Below are 15271 nucleotides of genomic sequence, written 5' to 3'. Positions count from 1 at the left end.
CCACATGGCATCAGGAGGAAGCGCCATCCGCGGTTCGCGCGTCGGCGCGGGCCCCATGGGCGAGCAGGACAGGGGCTTCCACGCGGAGCGCATCTCGATCTCGTACTGGGACGCCCTCGGCAACGAGACCGTCCGCCACTTCGCGGCGAACCTGCCCGAGGACGAGATCCCCGTCACCATCGACTCGCCGCAGTCGGGTCTCCCGGCCGGGCGCGACAAGGCGAACCCGCCGTCGGTCGCCAAGCTGGAGCCGTACAAGACGCACCTCGCGTACGTGAAGGAGCGTCGCAGCGAGGAGGAGGCGAGCCAGCTCCTCGAGGAGGCGCTCGAGCAGCTCCGTGCGCGTCGCGGGACCGTCAAGGCCACGAAGTAGGCCGCAGCCCCCTCTCGTCGAACGCCCCCGTCCCTGTGGACGGGGGCGTTCTGCATGCCGTCGCGAGGACGTGCCGTGGCGGACGACGAAGGGCGGGTCCCGGAGGACCCGCCCTTCGTCGTGCCTGCGCCGGTCAACCCGGCACCGTCGTCAGTAGGACGACAGCATCAGGTTCTCCGGCACGTCCGCGGCGGCCTCGCGGTCGATGAAGAACACCGTGCGCTTGCGCCCCTTGATGCCCGCGACGGGCACCTCGGTGCGGTCGGCACCCGCGAGGGCGAGACCCAGCGCGAACGCCTTGTCCGGCCCGGCGAGCACCATCCAGATGCGCAGCGACGAGTTCAGCACCGGCAGCGTGAGCGAGATGCGCTCGGCCGGCGGCTTGGGGGAGTTGCGCACGGGGATCACCGCGGCGTCCATCGTGCGGATCCCCTCGCTGTCGGGGAAGAGCGACGCGACGTGCCCGTCCGGTCCGACGCCGAGGAACGTGATGTCGAAGCGTGGGAGACCGGAGTCGCCGTTGGCGTGAACGGCGAGCTCCGCGCGGTAGGCCGCGACGGCCTCCTCGAGGCTCAGCCCCTGGTCGCTCGCGCCCATGGCGTGGATGTTCTCCGCGGGCACGTCGATGTGGTCGAGCAGGGCCTCGCGCACCGTGGTGTCGTTGCGCTCGGGATCGCCCTGGGGCAGCCACCGCTCGTCGCCGAACCAGAAGTGGACACGGGTCCAGTCGACGCTGTCACGCGCCGCGGACTCGTTGACGGCCGCGAGGATGCTCGGGCCCACCGTCCCCCCGGTGAGGACGACGTTGGCCGTCTCCTCCTCATCCAGGATGTCGACGAGCTTCGTGAGGAAGCGCGCGGCGACGGAGCCGGTCATGGCCTTCTTGTCGGGGTGCACGAGCACCCTGCGGTCGTTCGTCATCAGTCGTCCGAGTCCTTCCGTGCGGTCGTCGACGCGGTGATGTAGCCGTGCCCCGCCGTCGCCCGCTCGAGGCCGTGACGGATCACGTCCCCGTAGAGGGAGTCGGGGTCGAGGCGCCGCAGCTCCTCCGCCAGGCAGTCACGGAGGCTCCGGCGGGGGAGGCTCACGTCGTGCGTCGGCTGGTTCGGCTGCTTGAGCGTCGCGACGTTGGCGATCGGCCGGTCGAGGTCGATGACCCCCGACGCACGGTGCAGCCGCACGCCGTGGATCCCGCTCGAGCCGGTGGCCCGGGTGGTGACCTCGTGCAGCACGGGCACCTGCAGCTGCAGCCCGAGCCAGGCCGCGAGCAGCACCGTGGAGGGCGAGTCGGCGGCGCCGGACACCTCCACCTGCGTGACGGGCTCGTACGGCGGCTGGTCGAGCACCGCGGCGAGCAGGGCCCGCCACAGCGTCAGGCGCGTCCACGCGAAGTCCGTGTCGCCGGGGGCGTACGTCTCGGCGAGGTGCTGCAGGGTCACGCGCGGGTTGCTGCTCGTGGACGAGTCCGTGATGCGGCGCTGCGCGATGCGGCCGAGCGGCGACTGGCTGACGACCGCGGGCGCATCGTGCGGCCACCACGCGACGACGGGCGCGTCGGGGAGGAGGAGGCCGGTGACCAGGCTCTCCTCGTCCTCGGCGGCCGCGCCGTACACGCGGAGGACGACGACCTCGCTCGCGCCGGCGTCGCCGCCCACGCGGATCTCGGCGTCGACCCGGGCCGTCTCGGTGGTCGTCTCCCGGGCGGCTCCGCGCTCGGTCGAGATCACGATGACGCGCATGGGGTGCTCGCGCGACGCGTCGTTGGCGGCCTCGATGGCCTCCTCCTCGCTGCCGAGCGAGGTGGAGATCACGAGCGTCAGGACGCGGCCGAGGGCGACGGCGCCGCCCTCCTCGCGGATCTTGACGAGCGCCTTCGAGATCTTGGCGGTTGTGGTGTTCGGCAGATCGACTCTCATGGCCGCCTCCAGGTCCGTCCGTCGCGGGCGAGGAGCTCGTCGGCCGAGGCCGGCCCCCAGGTGCCCGGACGGTACTGCTCGGGCTGGCCCTGCGTGCGCCAGAATTCTTCGATGGGGTCCAGGATCTTCCAGCTCAGCTCGACCTCCTGGTGGCGGGGGAAGAGCGGCGGGTCGCCGAGCAGCACATCGAGGATGAGCCGCTCGTACGCCTCCGGGCTCGCCTCCGTGAAGGCGTGGCCGTAGCCGAAGTCCATGGTGACGTCGCGCACCTGCATCCCCGCGCCGGGCACCTTGGAGCCGAAGCGGATGGTGACGCCCTCGTCGGGCTGCACCCGGATCACGAGCGCGTTCTGCCCGAGCGCCGAGGTCTGGTCCTCCGCGAACAGGTTCTGCGGGGCGCGCTTGAACACGACCGCGATCTCCGTCACGCGGCGGCCGAGGCGCTTGCCCGCCCGCAGGTAGAACGGCACGCCCGACCAGCGACGCGTGTTGATGTCGAGCCGCATGGCCGCGTAGGTCTCGGTCGAGGACTGGGGATCCATCCCCTCCTCGTCGAGGAAGCCCACGACCTCCTCGCCGCCCTGCCATCCGCCGGCGTACTGCCCGCGGGCGGTGGCGGTGGAGAGGTCCTTCGGCAGGCGCACCGCAGACAGCACCTTCTCCTTCTCGTCCCGGAGGCTCGACGCGTCGAACGCGACGGGCTCCTCCATGGCCGTGAGGGCGAGGAGCTGCAGGAGGTGGTTCTGGATCACGTCGCGGGCCGCGCCGATGCCGTCGTAGTAGCCGGCACGGCCGCCCACGCCGATGTCCTCGGCCATGGTGATCTGCACGTGGTCCACGTAGTTGGCGTTCCACAGGGGCTCGTACAGCTGGTTGGCGAAGCGCAGCGCCAGGATGTTCTGGACCGTCTCCTTGCCCAGGTAGTGGTCGATGCGGAACACCGAGTCCGGCGGGAAGACCGACTCGACGACCGCGTTGAGCTCGCGGGCCGTCTTGAGGTCGCTCCCGAAGGGCTTCTCGATGACGACGCGGCGCCAGTGACCCTCCTTCTGGTCCGCGAGGCCCGAGCGGCGGAGCTGCTCGGTGACCAGCGGGAAGGACTTCGGCGGGATCGACAGGTAGAACGCGTGGTTGCCCATCGTGCCCCGCTCACGGTCGAGCTCCTCGGTGATGTCCTTCAGCGTCTGGAACGCCTCGTCGTCGTCGAAGGTGCCCTGCACGAAGCGGATGCCCTGCGCCAGCTGGCGCCAGACGTCCTCGTCGAACTTGGTGCGCGAGTACTGCTTGACGGCCTCGTACACGACCTGCTCGAAGTCCTGGTCCTCCCAGTCCCTCCGGGCGAAGCCGATGAGCGCGAAGCCGGGGGGCAGGAGCCCCCGGTTGGCGAGGTCGTAGACGGCCGGCATCAGCTTCTTGCGCGACAGGTCACCCGTCACGCCGAAGATGATGAGGCTGCTCGGCCCCGCGATGCGGTTCAGCCGACGATCGGCCGGGATCCGCAGGGGATTGAATTCCGGGGTGATATCCACCGGCGACATGTAACTCCTCGATCTGCCGGACGGATCCGGCGATGCGGTCATTCGAGCGTCGAGAGCAGGGCCCGGGCGTCCGTGGTGGGGTCGGTCAGGTTCAGTCGCAGGACCGGACGGCCGTGCTCGGCGAGCACGGTGGCGTCGCCGGCGGCCTGGGCCTGGATGAGCTCGCCGAAGGTGAAGGGACGGTCGGGGATCGCGAGATCCTCGGCCGCGTCCGCGGTGATCTGCAGGAACACGCCGACGGGGGTGCCGCCCTTGTGGAACTGCCCCGTGGAGTGCAGGAAGCGGGGTCCCCAGCCGAACGTGACCGGACGGCCGACCTTGCGGGCGACGGCGTCGCGGAGGCGCTCGAGCTCGGGGAGGGCGAGGCGGTCGACGAAGGCCTGGACGGCGACGTAGCCCGTCGGGCCGACCTGCGCGAGCAGGGCGTCGATGGCGGACGAGACGTCGGTCGCGCCCTCGGTGACCTCGCTCGTGCCGCGGACCTCGATGCCGTCCGTCGTGACCACGGGGGCCTCGGGGGCGGGACGGTCGTCGAGCAGGCCGCGCGCAGCGACCTTGGCGGCCTCCACGTCGGGCTGGTCGAAGGGGTTGATCTCGAGCAGGCGTCCCGCGACGGCGACGGCGTACTCCCACGTGAGGATCTGCGCGCCGAGCGTGCCGCTGATGACGATCTCGCCCTCGGCCGCCGCGTGCGCGTCGACGTCGGCGACGAGCCGCGCGATCTGCAGGTCGGCGAGGTCGAGGCCCAGCTCGGGCGCGTCGGTCGACAGCACGACGGGCAGGAGGCCCGTGCCGAGCTTGCCGGTCGACTCCGCGATGAGCTGCTCGACCCAGTCGCCGAAGCCCACGATGTGCGTGCCGTCGGAGACGATGCCGAGCTTGTCCTTGAGCGGCGAGGTGCCGGCGATCGCGGCGCCGAGCACGAGGCCCGGGTTCGACACGTCGTCGACGGCGAGCTGCGCGGACGCGGCCTCGGCCTCGTCGAGCAGGCCCGAGATGTCGGCGCCGGCGAGGCCGGACGGCACCAGGCCGAACGCGGTCAGCGCGCTGTAGCGGCCGCCCACGTCGGGGTCAGCGTTGAAGACGCGGTAGCCGTCGGCGCGCGCCGACTGGTCGAGCGGGGAGCCCGGGTCGGTCACGATGACGATGCGCGTGGTCGGGTCGATGCCCGCCTCGCGGAACGACGTCTCGTAGACGCGCTTCTGGCTGTCGGTCTCGAGCGTGGAGCCGGACTTCGACGAGATGACGACGGCCGTGCTCGCGAGGCGGTCGCCGAGGGCGGCGAGCACCTGGCCCGGGTCGGTCGAGTCGAGGACCATGAGCTCGACGCCCGCGGTGCGGGTGATGACCTCGGGCGCGAGCGACGATCCGCCCATGCCGCCGAGGACGATGTGGTCGACGCCCTGGCCGCGGAGCTCCTCGCGGAGCGCGGTGATCTCGGCGACGAGGGGACGGGAGACGGTGACCGCCTGCGTCCAGCCGAGGCGCTTGGTGGCCTCGGACTCGGCGTCCGGGCCCCACAGCGTGCCGTCGAGCCCGGTGATGCCGGACGCGACGTGCGCCTCGACGAGCGCGGGGACGTGGGTCTCGACGGCCGTGGCCGCCGCGCCGCTCAGCGCGATGCGGACGCTCACTTGGCGCCGTCCAGGGCAGTGGTGACGGTCTCGATGAGCTCGCTCCACGACACCTTGAACTTCGCGACGCCCTCCTCCTCGAGGAGCTCGGTGACCTCCTTGTAGGAGATGCCGAGCGCGTCGACGCGGTTGAGGACGTCGTTCGCGGCGTCGTAGGAGCCCGTGATGGTGTCGCCCTCGATGACGCCGTGGTCGAAGGTCGCGTCGAGCGTCTTCTCCGGCATCGTGTTGACGACGTCCGCGGCGACGAGCTGCGTGACGTACAGGGTGTCGGGCAGGTCGGGGCTCTTGACGCCCGTCGAGGCCCAGAGGGGGCGCTGCTTGTTCGCGCCGGCGCCGAGGAGGCCCTGGGCCCGCTCGGACGCGAAGGACTGCTCGAACGCCTGGTACGCGAGCTGCGCGTTGGCGACGCCGGCCTTGCTCTTGAGCGAGGTGGCCTCCTCGGTGCCGAGCGCGTCGAGGCGCTTGTCGATCTCGGTGTCGACGCGCGACACGAAGAAGGACGCGACCGAGTGGATGGTCGACAGGTCGATGCCCGCCGCCTTGGCCTTCTCGAGGCCGGTCAGGTACGCGTTGATGACCTCGCGGTACCGCTCGAGCGAGAAGATCAGGGTGACGTTGACGCTGATGCCGGCGCCGATGACCTCGGTGATCGCCTCGAGGCCCTCGCGGGTCGCGGGGATCTTGATCATGACGTTGGGCTCGGCGATCTTGTCCCAGAGCTTGTGGGCCTCGTCGATCGTGGCCTGGGTGTCGTTGGCGAAGTCGGGGGAGACCTCGATGGAGACGCGGCCGTCGAAGCCGGCGGTGCGGTCGTACACGGGGCGGAAGATGCGCGCGGCCTCGCCGACGTCGCGGGTGGTGATCTCGAAGACCGCGCGGTCGACGTCGGCGCCGTCGGCCGCGAGCTCGCGGACCTGGGCGTCGTACGCCTCGCCCTTGGCGAGGGCCGACGCGAAGATGGTGGGGTTCGTCGTGATGCCGACGACGTCGCGCTCGGCGATCACCTTCTCGATGCCCTTGGCATCGATGCGCTCGCGGGACAGGTCGTCGAGCCAGATGCTGACGCCCGCGGCGGAGAGCTGCGCGGTGGGGGAAGTGGTGTCGGTCATGTTGCCTTCTTCATGCTGGTTGTGAGGTTCAGGGGGAGGGGCGGTTCGTCGCCCCTCCCGGGACCCGTCCGGCCGCCGGAGTGGCGGGCCGGTCGGGGCGAGCCGGCGGGGAGCGGAGCAGCTCGGCCGCCCCGCTCCTCGTCAGCTTCTAGAGGGAGGCGATGGACTCCTTGGCGGCGGCCACGACGGCCTCCGTCGTGATGCCGAACTCGCGGTACAGGACCTCGTACTCGGCGCTGGCGCCGAAGTGCTCGATCGAGATGCTGCGGCCGTGGTGCCCGACGTACTGCTTCCAGGAGAGCGAGACGCCCGCCTCGACGGAGACGCGCGCGGCGACCGCCTGGGGGAGCACGTGCTCCTTGTACGCCGCGTCCTGCTCCTCGAACCACTCGAGGCTCGGGGCGCTGACGACACGGGCCTGGACGCCGTCCGCGGCGAGGGCCTCGCGGGCCTCGACGGCGAACTGCACCTCGGAGCCCGTGGCGATGAGGATCACGTCGGGCGTGCCCTCGGTGTCGGCGAGGATGTACGCGCCCTGGGCGACGCCGGCGGCCGAGGCGAACTCGGTGGCCGTGGCCTCACCCGCGCCGCGCTCGAGGACGGGCAGGTTCTGGCGCGAGAGCGCGATGCCGGCGGGTCCCATGCGACGCGTGAGGATCGTCTTCCACGCCTGCGCGGTCTCGTTGGCGTCCGCGGGGCGGATGACGTCGAGGCCCGGGATGGCGCGGAGGCTGGCGAGCTGCTCCACCGGCTGGTGCGTGGGCCCGTCGCCGCCGAGGGCGACCGAGTCGTGCGTCCAGACGAAGATCGACGGCGCCTTCATGAGCGCGGCGAGACGGACCGCCGGGCGCATGTAGTCGCTGAAGATGAGGAACGTGCCGCCGAAGGGGCGCGTGTTGCCGTGGAGGACGATGCCGTTGAGGATCGCGCCCATGGCGTGCTCGCGGATGCCGAAGTGGAGGACGCGGCCGTAGGGGTCGCCCTTCCACATGTCGGTCGAGCGCTCGGCCGGCACGAAGGACGGCGCCGACTCGATGGTCGTGTTGTTCGACTCGGCGAGGTCGGCGGAGCCGCCCCACAGCTCCGGCATGACCTCCGCGATGGCGTTGATGACCTTGCCCGACGCGGCGCGCGTGGAGACGGCCTTGCCGGCCGGGAACACGGGGAGCGCGTCGTCGAGGCCCTCGGGGGCGTCGCCCTTGAGGACGCGATCGAGCAGCGTCTTGCGCTCGGGGTTCGCCTCGGCCCACGCGGCGAGCTTCTCGTCCCACTCGCGGTGCTGCTCCTGGCCGCGCTCGACGGCCTGGCGGGTGTGCTCGAGGACGCCGTCCGGCACCTCGAAGCTCTTCTCGGGGTCGAAGCCGACGATCTCCTTGACGGCCGCGAGCTCCTCGGCGCCGAGGGCGGAGCCGTGGATCTTGCCCGAGTTCTGCTTCTTCGGGGAGGGCCAGCCGATGATCGTCTTCAGGATGATGAGCGACGGCTTGCGCGTCTCGGCCTTGGCGGCCTCGACGGCGTCGAACAGCTCCTGCACGTCCTCGACGTACTCGCCGGTCTTCTTCCAGTCGACGAGCTGGACGTGCCAGCCGTAGGACTCGTAGCGCGCGGCGACATCCTCGGTGAAGGCGATGTCGGTGTCGTCCTCGATCGAGATCTGGTTGCTGTCGTAGATCGCGATGAGGTTCCCGAGCTCCTGGTGCCCCGCGAGGGAGGAGGCCTCGGAGGTGATGCCCTCCTGCATGTCGCCGTCGCCGGCGATCACGTACACGAAGTGGTCGAAGGGGCTCTCGCCGGCCGGGGTCTCCGGGTCGAAGAGGCCGCGCTCGTAGCGGGCGGCGTAGGCGAAGCCCACGGACGAGGCGAGGCCCTGGCCGAGGGGGCCGGTGGTGATCTCGACGCCGTCGGTGTGGCCGTACTCGGGGTGGCCCGGGGTCTTGGAGTCCCACGTGCGGAGCGCCTGGAGGTCCTCGATCTCGAGGCCGTAGCCGCCGAGGAAGAACTGCGTGTACTGCGTGAGCGAGCTGTGGCCCACCGAGAGGATGAACCGGTCGCGACCGATCCAGGTGCTGTCGGACGGGTCGCGGCGCATGACCTTCTGGAACAGGAGGTAGGCCGCGGGGGCCAGGCTCATGGCGGTGCCGGGGTGACCGTTTCCGACCTTCTCGACCGCGTCCGCGGCGAGGATCCGTGCGGTGTCGACCGCCTTGCTGTCGATGGGGTCCCATTGCAATGCTGCCACTTGGTTCTAGCCCTTCTGAAGATGGGGGAGGCCCAGCCGGACCGCCTATCAGTATAGGGAACACCCACTTGCCCCTCGGTGTTCCGATGCGCCTCGGACGACCCCCGCGCGGCTCGGCTCGCAGGTGCCGTGGCCTACCATGGGGAGGGAATGTCCGGCGAGTTAGAGGTGCGATGAACGTTGCGGTGCAGAGTCGGGTCGATCGGGAGACGATCGGCGTGGCGAGGAAGACCAAGGCGTACGTCGCACTGACGAAGCCGCGCGTCATCGAGCTCCTGCTCGTGACGACCGCGCCCGTCATGATCCTCGCGCAGGGCGGCCTCCCGAACCTCTGGCTGGTCCTCGGCGTCCTCGTCGGCGGGGCGCTCAGCGCCGGGAGCGCGAACGCGTTCAACTGCTACATCGACCGCGACATCGACCGCGTCATGAAGCGCACGCAGCGCCGCCCCCTCGTCACCGGCGAGCTGACCGACCGCGAGGCCCTGGTCTTCGCCTGGATCATCGGCGTCGCGAGCATCGTGTGGCTCGGCGTCATCGCCAACTGGCTCGCCGCCGCGCTGTCGCTCGCCGCGATCCTCTTCTACGTCTTCGTCTACACGCTGTGGCTCAAGCGCCGCACGCCGCAGAACATCGTGTGGGGCGGGGCCGCGGGCTGCATGCCCGTCCTCATCGGCTGGGCCGCCGTCACGGGCGACATCTCGTGGGCGCCCGTCATCCTCTTCATGATCGTGTTCCTCTGGACCCCGCCGCACTACTGGCCGCTGTCCATGAAGTACCGGGACGACTACGCCTCCGTCAACGTGCCGATGCTCGCGGTCGTGCGCGGCCGCGCCGCCGTGGGCCTCCAGACGATCCTCTACGCGTGGGCCACGCTCGCCTGCTCGCTCCTGCTCATCCCCGTCGCCGGCATGGGCCTCGTCTACACGCTCGCGGCCCTCGCGGGCGGCGGCTGGTTCGTCTACGAGACGCACCGCCTCTACGACCTCGCCGTGCGGCACGAGCCCATCAAGCCGATGCGCGTGTTCCACGCGTCCATCTCGTACCTCTCGCTGCTGTTCCTCGCGGTCGGCATCGACCCGCTGCTCCCGTTCTGATCCGCGCGGTCACCGCCGCGGGCTGAGGTCCGGCGGATCCCCGGCGGCGCCCGACGCGACCGCTCTCGCCGCGTCCGACGCCCGTCTGCGGCTGCGTGACGAGGGCCTCCGCACGCCGTCGCGCACGCCATCACCGCGTCGTCTCGCGACGGCGGGTGCCGCTCGTCGTGGCGGTCGGTGGTCCCGTACCTGTCGGGTGCGGCGACGTGCGCGTGCCCGCGCGGGACGAGGCCCCGCTCACGACCGGCCGCCGCGCTCCTCACGACCGGCGGCCGCACCGCCCGGAACCGGCGTCCCGCCGAACGCGACGACGCCCGCCTCGAGCGGTGCTCGGGCGGGCGTCGTGGGTCGGGGAGGGGGATCAGCCCACGTGGGCGGACCGCCGCACCTCGGCGGGCGTGAGGCGGAGCGTGTCGGCCCGCCGCGTCGTGCTGAGCAGCGTCGCCGTCATGGCGGACGCCAGCAGGCAGGCGAGCACCATGTGCAGCCCGACCAGGAACTCGGGGAGACCCGTGCGCGCCTGGATGAGGCCGACGGCGATCTGCGCCAGCTCCACCCCGAGCAGCACCCGGGTCCAGCGCGAGACGACCGTCCAGCGGTGGCGCGCGGCCAGGACGACGAGGACCACGGTGAGCCCGAGGGTCGCGTAGGCCGGCCAGCTGTGGACGTGCTGCAGCAGCTCCGGGTCCAGGCCGTTGCGCGCCGCACCCTGGTCGCCCGCGTGGGGGCCGGATCCCGTCACGACGATGCCGACGAGGATCGTGATCCCGACGACGACCGCCGTGGCCCGCGCGATGCGCAGGAACGACGCCGGGACGGAGCGCTCCGCCTCGTCGAGCGGGTGGTACGTGCGCCACACCAGCACGGTCGACAGCACCACGAGCACCACCGACACGACGAAGTGCAGGCCCACGATGTAGGGGTTGAGGCCGGTGAGCACGGTGATGCCGCCGATCACGCCCTGCGCCGGGATCCCGAGGCCGATGGCCAGCGCGATCGAGAAGAGCCCGCGGCCGCGGTTCCGGAGGCGGAGCACCGCGAGGAAGGTGGCGATCGCGACGATCACGAGCAGGAAGGTGAGGAGGCGGTTGCCGAACTCGATGACCCCGTGGACGCCCATCTCCGGCGTGGAGACGAAGGAGTCCGCGGTGCAGCGCGGCCAGGTGGGGCAGCCGAGGCCCGAGCCCGTGAGGCGCACGAGCCCGCCGGTGCCGACGACGAGCGTCTGCACCACCAGGGTCGCCCAGACGAGGAACCGCGTCGTGCGGGTGATCCCGTCCGGCAGCCGCTCCCGCAGCCGCCTCGCGACCATGGTGGTCTGACCTAGCACGCTCCCACTGGGAGACTGCCCCGCATCGGTGCCGTGAGTCACTGCCTGCCTTCCGCGCCCGCTGGATTGCCCGTAGAATCGGGTGGTTCATGGAACACGTCGGGTCTTGCAGCATCCGGCACGTCAGCGAGGACGGCGGGAACAAGTCCACCCGCGTTCGTGTTCATCCTAAGAGGGGTGCGGGGCGTCATACCGCCGCATCCCGGACACCCACAGTCTTCCTCTCGTCACCGAAGCGGCGTCGCCGTGCGGGGGAATGCCGATACGGCGCTGATACGCCCAGATCGTCAGGAAAGCAGGTAGCCATGTCAGATGTGCTCATCGACCGACCCGAGCTCGAGAGCCTGGGGCAGTACGAGTTCGGCTGGTCCGACTCCGATGTCGCCGGTGCCTCCGCCAAGCGCGGCATCTCGCCCGAGGTCGTCGCGGACATCTCGCGGCGCAAGAGCGAGCCCGAGTGGATGCTCGCCAACCGCATGAAGGGCTACGAGCTCTTCGGCAAGAAGCCCATGCCCACCTGGGGTGCCGACCTGTCCGGCATCGACTTCGACAACATCAAGTACTTCGTGCGCTCCACGGAGAAGCAGGCCCAGACGTGGGACGACCTGCCCGACGACATCAAGAACACGTACGAGCGGCTCGGCATCCCCGAGGCGGAGCGCCAGCGCCTCGTCTCCGGGGTCGCGGCCCAGTACGAGTCCGAGGTCGTCTTCCACTCGATCCAGAAGGACCTCGAGGACCAGGGCGTCATCTTCATGGACACCGACACGGCGCTGCGCGAGCACCCGGAGCTGTTCAAGGAGTACTTCGGCTCCGTCATCCCCGCGGGCGACAACAAGTTCGCGGCGCTGAACACGGCCGTCTGGTCGGGCGGCTCCTTCGTGTACGTGCCCAAGGGCGTCCACGTCGAGATCCCGCTCCAGGCCTACTTCCGCATCAACACGGAGAACATGGGCCAGTTCGAGCGGACGCTGATCATCGCGGACGAGGGCAGCTACGTCCACTACATCGAGGGCTGCACTGCGCCCATCTACAAGTCCGACTCGCTGCACTCCGCGGTCGTCGAGATCATCGTGAAGAAGGACGCCCGCGTCCGCTACACGACCATCCAGAACTGGTCGAACAACGTCTACAACCTCGTCACCAAGCGCGCGACGGCGGCCGAGGGCGCGACCATGGAGTGGATCGACGGCAACATCGGCTCCAAGGTCACGATGAAGTACCCCTCCATCTACCTCATGGGCGAGCGCGCGAAGGGCGAGACCCTGTCGGTCGCGTTCGCGGGCCCCGGCCAGCACCAGGACGCCGGCGCGAAGATGGTGCACATGGCGCCGTACACGCAGTCGTCGATCGTGTCGAAGTCCATCGCGCGCGGCGGCGGCCGCGCCGGCTACCGCGGCGAGATCCGCGTGGACGCGGCGGCGCACCACTCCGCCAACACCGTCCGCTGCGACGCACTGCTGGTCGACACCATCTCGCGGTCCGACACCTACCCGGCCATCGACATCCGGGTGGACGACGTCCAGCTCGGCCACGAGGCCACCGTCTCCCGCGTCAGCGAGGAGCAGCTGTTCTACCTGATGAGCCGGGGCATGCCCGAGGACGAGGCCATGGCCATGATCGTCCGCGGCTTCATCGAGCCCATCGCCCGAGAGCTGCCCATGGAGTACGCGCTCGAACTCAACAAGCTCATCGAGATGGGCATGGAAGGATCCGTCGGCTAGATGACGACCCCACTCGCCACCACAGAAGCCGTCGCCCCCATCGGCAACGGCGCCCGCGCGCACACCGACGGGGGGTGGGGCGTCATCCCCATCCAGACCCGCTCCGAGCGCTTCACCTCCACCGACGTCGAGGCGTTCGACGCGGTCACCGGCCGCGAGGCCGTCTGGAAGCTGACGCCCGTCCGCCGTCTCGACGACCTCATCTCGGGTGAGCTCGACGGCTCGCGCTACCCGGTCACCAGCACCGGCGTCGAGGGCACGTCGGTCTCCTGGATCCCGCGGGACGACGCGCGCGTCGGCACCGCCGGGGCTCCCGAGGACCGCGCCGCCGCCAACGCGTGGTCGTCCTTCGGCGAGGCGCTCGCCATCGAGGTCTCGGGGGAGGAGCCGGTCACCGTCACGGTCGGCCGCTCCGAGCTCGGCTCCGCGCCGCGCGCCGCGCACACCGTGATCACGGCCGCGCCGTTCAGCCGCGGCGTGGTCATCCTCGACAACGCGGGTTCCGCATCGCTCGCCGAGAACGTCGAGATCGTCGTCGGCGACCAGGCCGAGCTCACGGTCGTCACCGTCCAGCAGTGGGACGACGAGGCGCGCCACCTCGCCGCGCACCAGGCCGTCGTCGGCCGCGACGCGAAGCTCAAGCACGTGGTGGTCTCGCTCGGCGGATCCATCGTCCGGGTCAACCCCTCCGCGCACCTCTCGAACGAGGGCGCGGACGGGGAGCTGCTCGGCGTGTACTTCGCCGACGCGGGCCAGCACCTCGAGCAGCAGGTCTACGTCGACCACGACGCCCCCAACACCCGCAGCCGCGTCACCTACAAGGGCGCGCTGCAGGGGAAGGGCGCCCGCACGGTCTGGATCGGCGACGTGCTGATCCGCCGCTCGGCGCCCGGCACCGACAGCTACGAGCAGAACCGCAACCTCGTCCTCACGGACGGCACGCGCGCCGACTCGGTTCCGAACCTCGAGATCGAGACCGGCGACATCGCCGGCGCCGGTCACGCGAGCGCCACGGGCCGCTTCGACGACGAGCAGCTGTTCTACCTGCAGGCCCGCGGGATCACGGAGGAGGAGGCGCGTCGCCTCGTCGTCCGCGGCTTCCTCAGCGAGATCGTGCAGCAGATCGGCGTCCCGGACCTCGAGGAGCGGCTCCAGGCCGCCATCGAGGCCGAGCTGTCCGGCACGACCACGGGCGCGGTGGCCCGATGACCGCGGTGCGCATCTGCGCCGTCGACGAGCTCGGGGAGAACGAGGCGCTCCGGATCGAGATCGAGGGCCTCGCCATCGCGCTCGTCAAGGACTCGGCGGGCACCGTCCATGCCATCGGCGACACCTGCACGCACGGCGACATCTCGCTGGCCGAGGGCTTCGTCGAGGGCGACACCCTGGAGTGCTGGGCGCACGGGTCCAAGTTCTCCCTCGAGACGGGCAAGCCGCGCACGCTGCCGGCCTACGAGCCCGTCCCCGTCTACCCCGTGTCCATCGTGGACGGCGACATCCACATCGACACCACCCCGAAGAGCTAGAGGAACGCACCGATGTCAACACTCACCATCACCGACCTGCACGTCAGCGTCGACACCGAGCAGGGCCGCAAGCAGATCCTCAAGGGCGTCGACCTCACGATCAACGAGGGCGAGATCCACGCGATCATGGGCCCGAACGGCTCGGGCAAGTCCACGCTCGCGTACTCGATCGCGGGACACCCCAAGTACCACATCGACTCCGGCTCCGTCACGCTCGACGGCGTCGAGGTCCTCGACATGACGGTGGACGAGCGCGCCCGCGCGGGCCTGTTCCTCGCCATGCAGTACCCGGTCGAGATCCCCGGTGTGACCACCACCAACTTCCTCCGCACCGCGAAGACGGCGATCGACGGCGAGGCCCCGGCCATCCGCGGCTGGATCAAGGACGTCCGCACCTCCATGGCCGCGCTCAAGATGGACCCCGCGTTCGCGGAGCGCAACGTCAACGAGGGCTTCTCCGGCGGCGAGAAGAAGCGCAACGAGGTCCTGCAGCTCGAGCTGCTGAAGCCGAAGTTCGCGGTGCTCGACGAGACCGACTCCGGCCTCGACGTCGACGCGCTCAAGATCGTCTCGGAGGGCGTCAACCGCGCGAAGGCGAACACGGGCCTCGGGCTCCTGCTCATCACGCACTACACGCGCATCCTCCGCTACATCCAGCCCGACTTCGTCCACGTGTTCGTGGCGGGCCGCGTCGCCGAGCAGGGCGGCCGCGAGCTGGCCGACCGGCTCGAGGAGGAGGGCTACGACCGCTTCCTCACGCCCTCCACCACGGTGACGGCGTGACG

The 15271-nt window shown here is 70.7% G+C and carries 13 protein-coding genes; 6 read left to right on the top strand and 7 right to left on the bottom strand.

Features of this window, described 5'->3' with window-relative positions; genetic code table 11:
- Nucleotides 1–4 precede the first annotated feature (4 nt).
- Complete coding sequence (locus tag ACT7CP_RS09120) at nt 5–373, top strand: RNA polymerase-binding protein RbpA (RefSeq protein WP_307500949.1); 369 nt, start codon at nt 5–7, stop codon at nt 371–373.
- A 150-nt stretch (nt 374–523) separates the two neighbouring features.
- Here ACT7CP_RS09120 and pgl read toward each other — a convergent pair whose 3' ends face one another.
- The 6 genes from pgl to tkt all read right to left on the bottom strand — a co-directional run bounded on the left by pgl (nt 524) and on the right by tkt (nt 8812).
- Nucleotides 524–1294: a 6-phosphogluconolactonase gene (gene pgl / locus ACT7CP_RS09115; protein WP_445441981.1), complete on the bottom strand. Its 771-nt coding sequence runs from the start codon at nt 1292–1294 to the stop codon at nt 524–526.
- A complete protein-coding gene (locus ACT7CP_RS09110; RefSeq protein ID WP_307500951.1) occupies nt 1294–2289 on the bottom strand; it encodes a glucose-6-phosphate dehydrogenase assembly protein OpcA in 996 nt (331 codons plus the stop codon). Before ACT7CP_RS09110 ends, pgl begins: the two co-directional genes overlap by 1 nt.
- On the bottom strand, nt 2286–3827 hold the full coding sequence (zwf, locus tag ACT7CP_RS09105) for a glucose-6-phosphate dehydrogenase (RefSeq protein ID WP_413962823.1): 1542 nt from the start codon (nt 3825–3827) through the stop codon (nt 2286–2288). Before zwf ends, ACT7CP_RS09110 begins: the two co-directional genes overlap by 4 nt.
- A 38-nt stretch (nt 3828–3865) precedes the next feature.
- Entirely contained in the window at nt 3866–5461 is a 1596-nt protein-coding gene (locus ACT7CP_RS09100; protein WP_445441980.1) for a glucose-6-phosphate isomerase, read from the bottom strand.
- The gene (gene tal / locus ACT7CP_RS09095) at nt 5458–6573 is read right to left on the bottom strand and encodes a transaldolase (RefSeq protein WP_445441979.1); all 1116 of its coding nucleotides are present in this window, start codon (nt 6571–6573) and stop codon (nt 5458–5460) included. The genes ACT7CP_RS09100 and tal overlap by 4 nt, the downstream gene beginning before the upstream one ends.
- Before the next feature lie 148 nt (nt 6574–6721).
- On the bottom strand, nt 6722–8812 hold the full coding sequence (gene tkt / locus ACT7CP_RS09090; protein ID WP_413962826.1) for a transketolase: 2091 nt from the start codon (nt 8810–8812) through the stop codon (nt 6722–6724).
- A gap of 173 nt (nt 8813–8985) precedes the next feature.
- Between tkt and ACT7CP_RS09085 the strand changes: the two genes are divergently transcribed.
- A complete protein-coding gene (locus ACT7CP_RS09085; protein ID WP_413962827.1) occupies nt 8986–9906 on the top strand; it encodes a heme o synthase in 921 nt (306 codons plus the stop codon).
- A gap of 361 nt (nt 9907–10267) precedes the next feature.
- Here the strand turns inward: ACT7CP_RS09085 and ACT7CP_RS09080 are convergent, their stop codons facing one another.
- Nucleotides 10268–11278, bottom strand: a complete 1011-nt coding sequence (locus ACT7CP_RS09080; protein ID WP_445441978.1) for a COX15/CtaA family protein — start codon at nt 11276–11278, stop codon at nt 10268–10270.
- A 263-nt stretch (nt 11279–11541) separates the two neighbouring features.
- Here ACT7CP_RS09080 and sufB point away from each other — a divergent pair, with 263 nt between their 5' ends.
- From sufB to sufC, 4 genes are read left to right on the top strand one after another with little or no spacing between them, the layout of a single operon-like run.
- A complete protein-coding gene (gene sufB, locus ACT7CP_RS09075) occupies nt 11542–12960 on the top strand; it encodes a Fe-S cluster assembly protein SufB (RefSeq protein WP_307500957.1) in 1419 nt (472 codons plus the stop codon).
- Nucleotides 12961–14169, top strand: a complete 1209-nt coding sequence (sufD, locus tag ACT7CP_RS09070) for a Fe-S cluster assembly protein SufD (RefSeq protein ID WP_445441977.1) — start codon at nt 12961–12963, stop codon at nt 14167–14169.
- Entirely contained in the window at nt 14166–14486 is a 321-nt protein-coding gene (locus tag ACT7CP_RS09065; protein ID WP_413962830.1) for a non-heme iron oxygenase ferredoxin subunit, read from the top strand. The genes sufD and ACT7CP_RS09065 overlap by 4 nt, the downstream gene beginning before the upstream one ends.
- A 12-nt stretch (nt 14487–14498) precedes the next feature.
- Nucleotides 14499–15269 (top strand): Fe-S cluster assembly ATPase SufC, encoded by a 771-nt coding sequence (sufC, locus tag ACT7CP_RS09060; RefSeq protein WP_445441976.1) that lies wholly within the window; start codon nt 14499–14501, stop codon nt 15267–15269.
- The last annotated feature ends 2 nt before the right edge of the window (nt 15270–15271 follow it).

This window comes from Clavibacter rahimiani (assembly GCF_052654495.1).
Note: the sequence above shows the minus strand (reverse complement) of the source record. Positions and strands in the feature narration are given on the sequence as shown.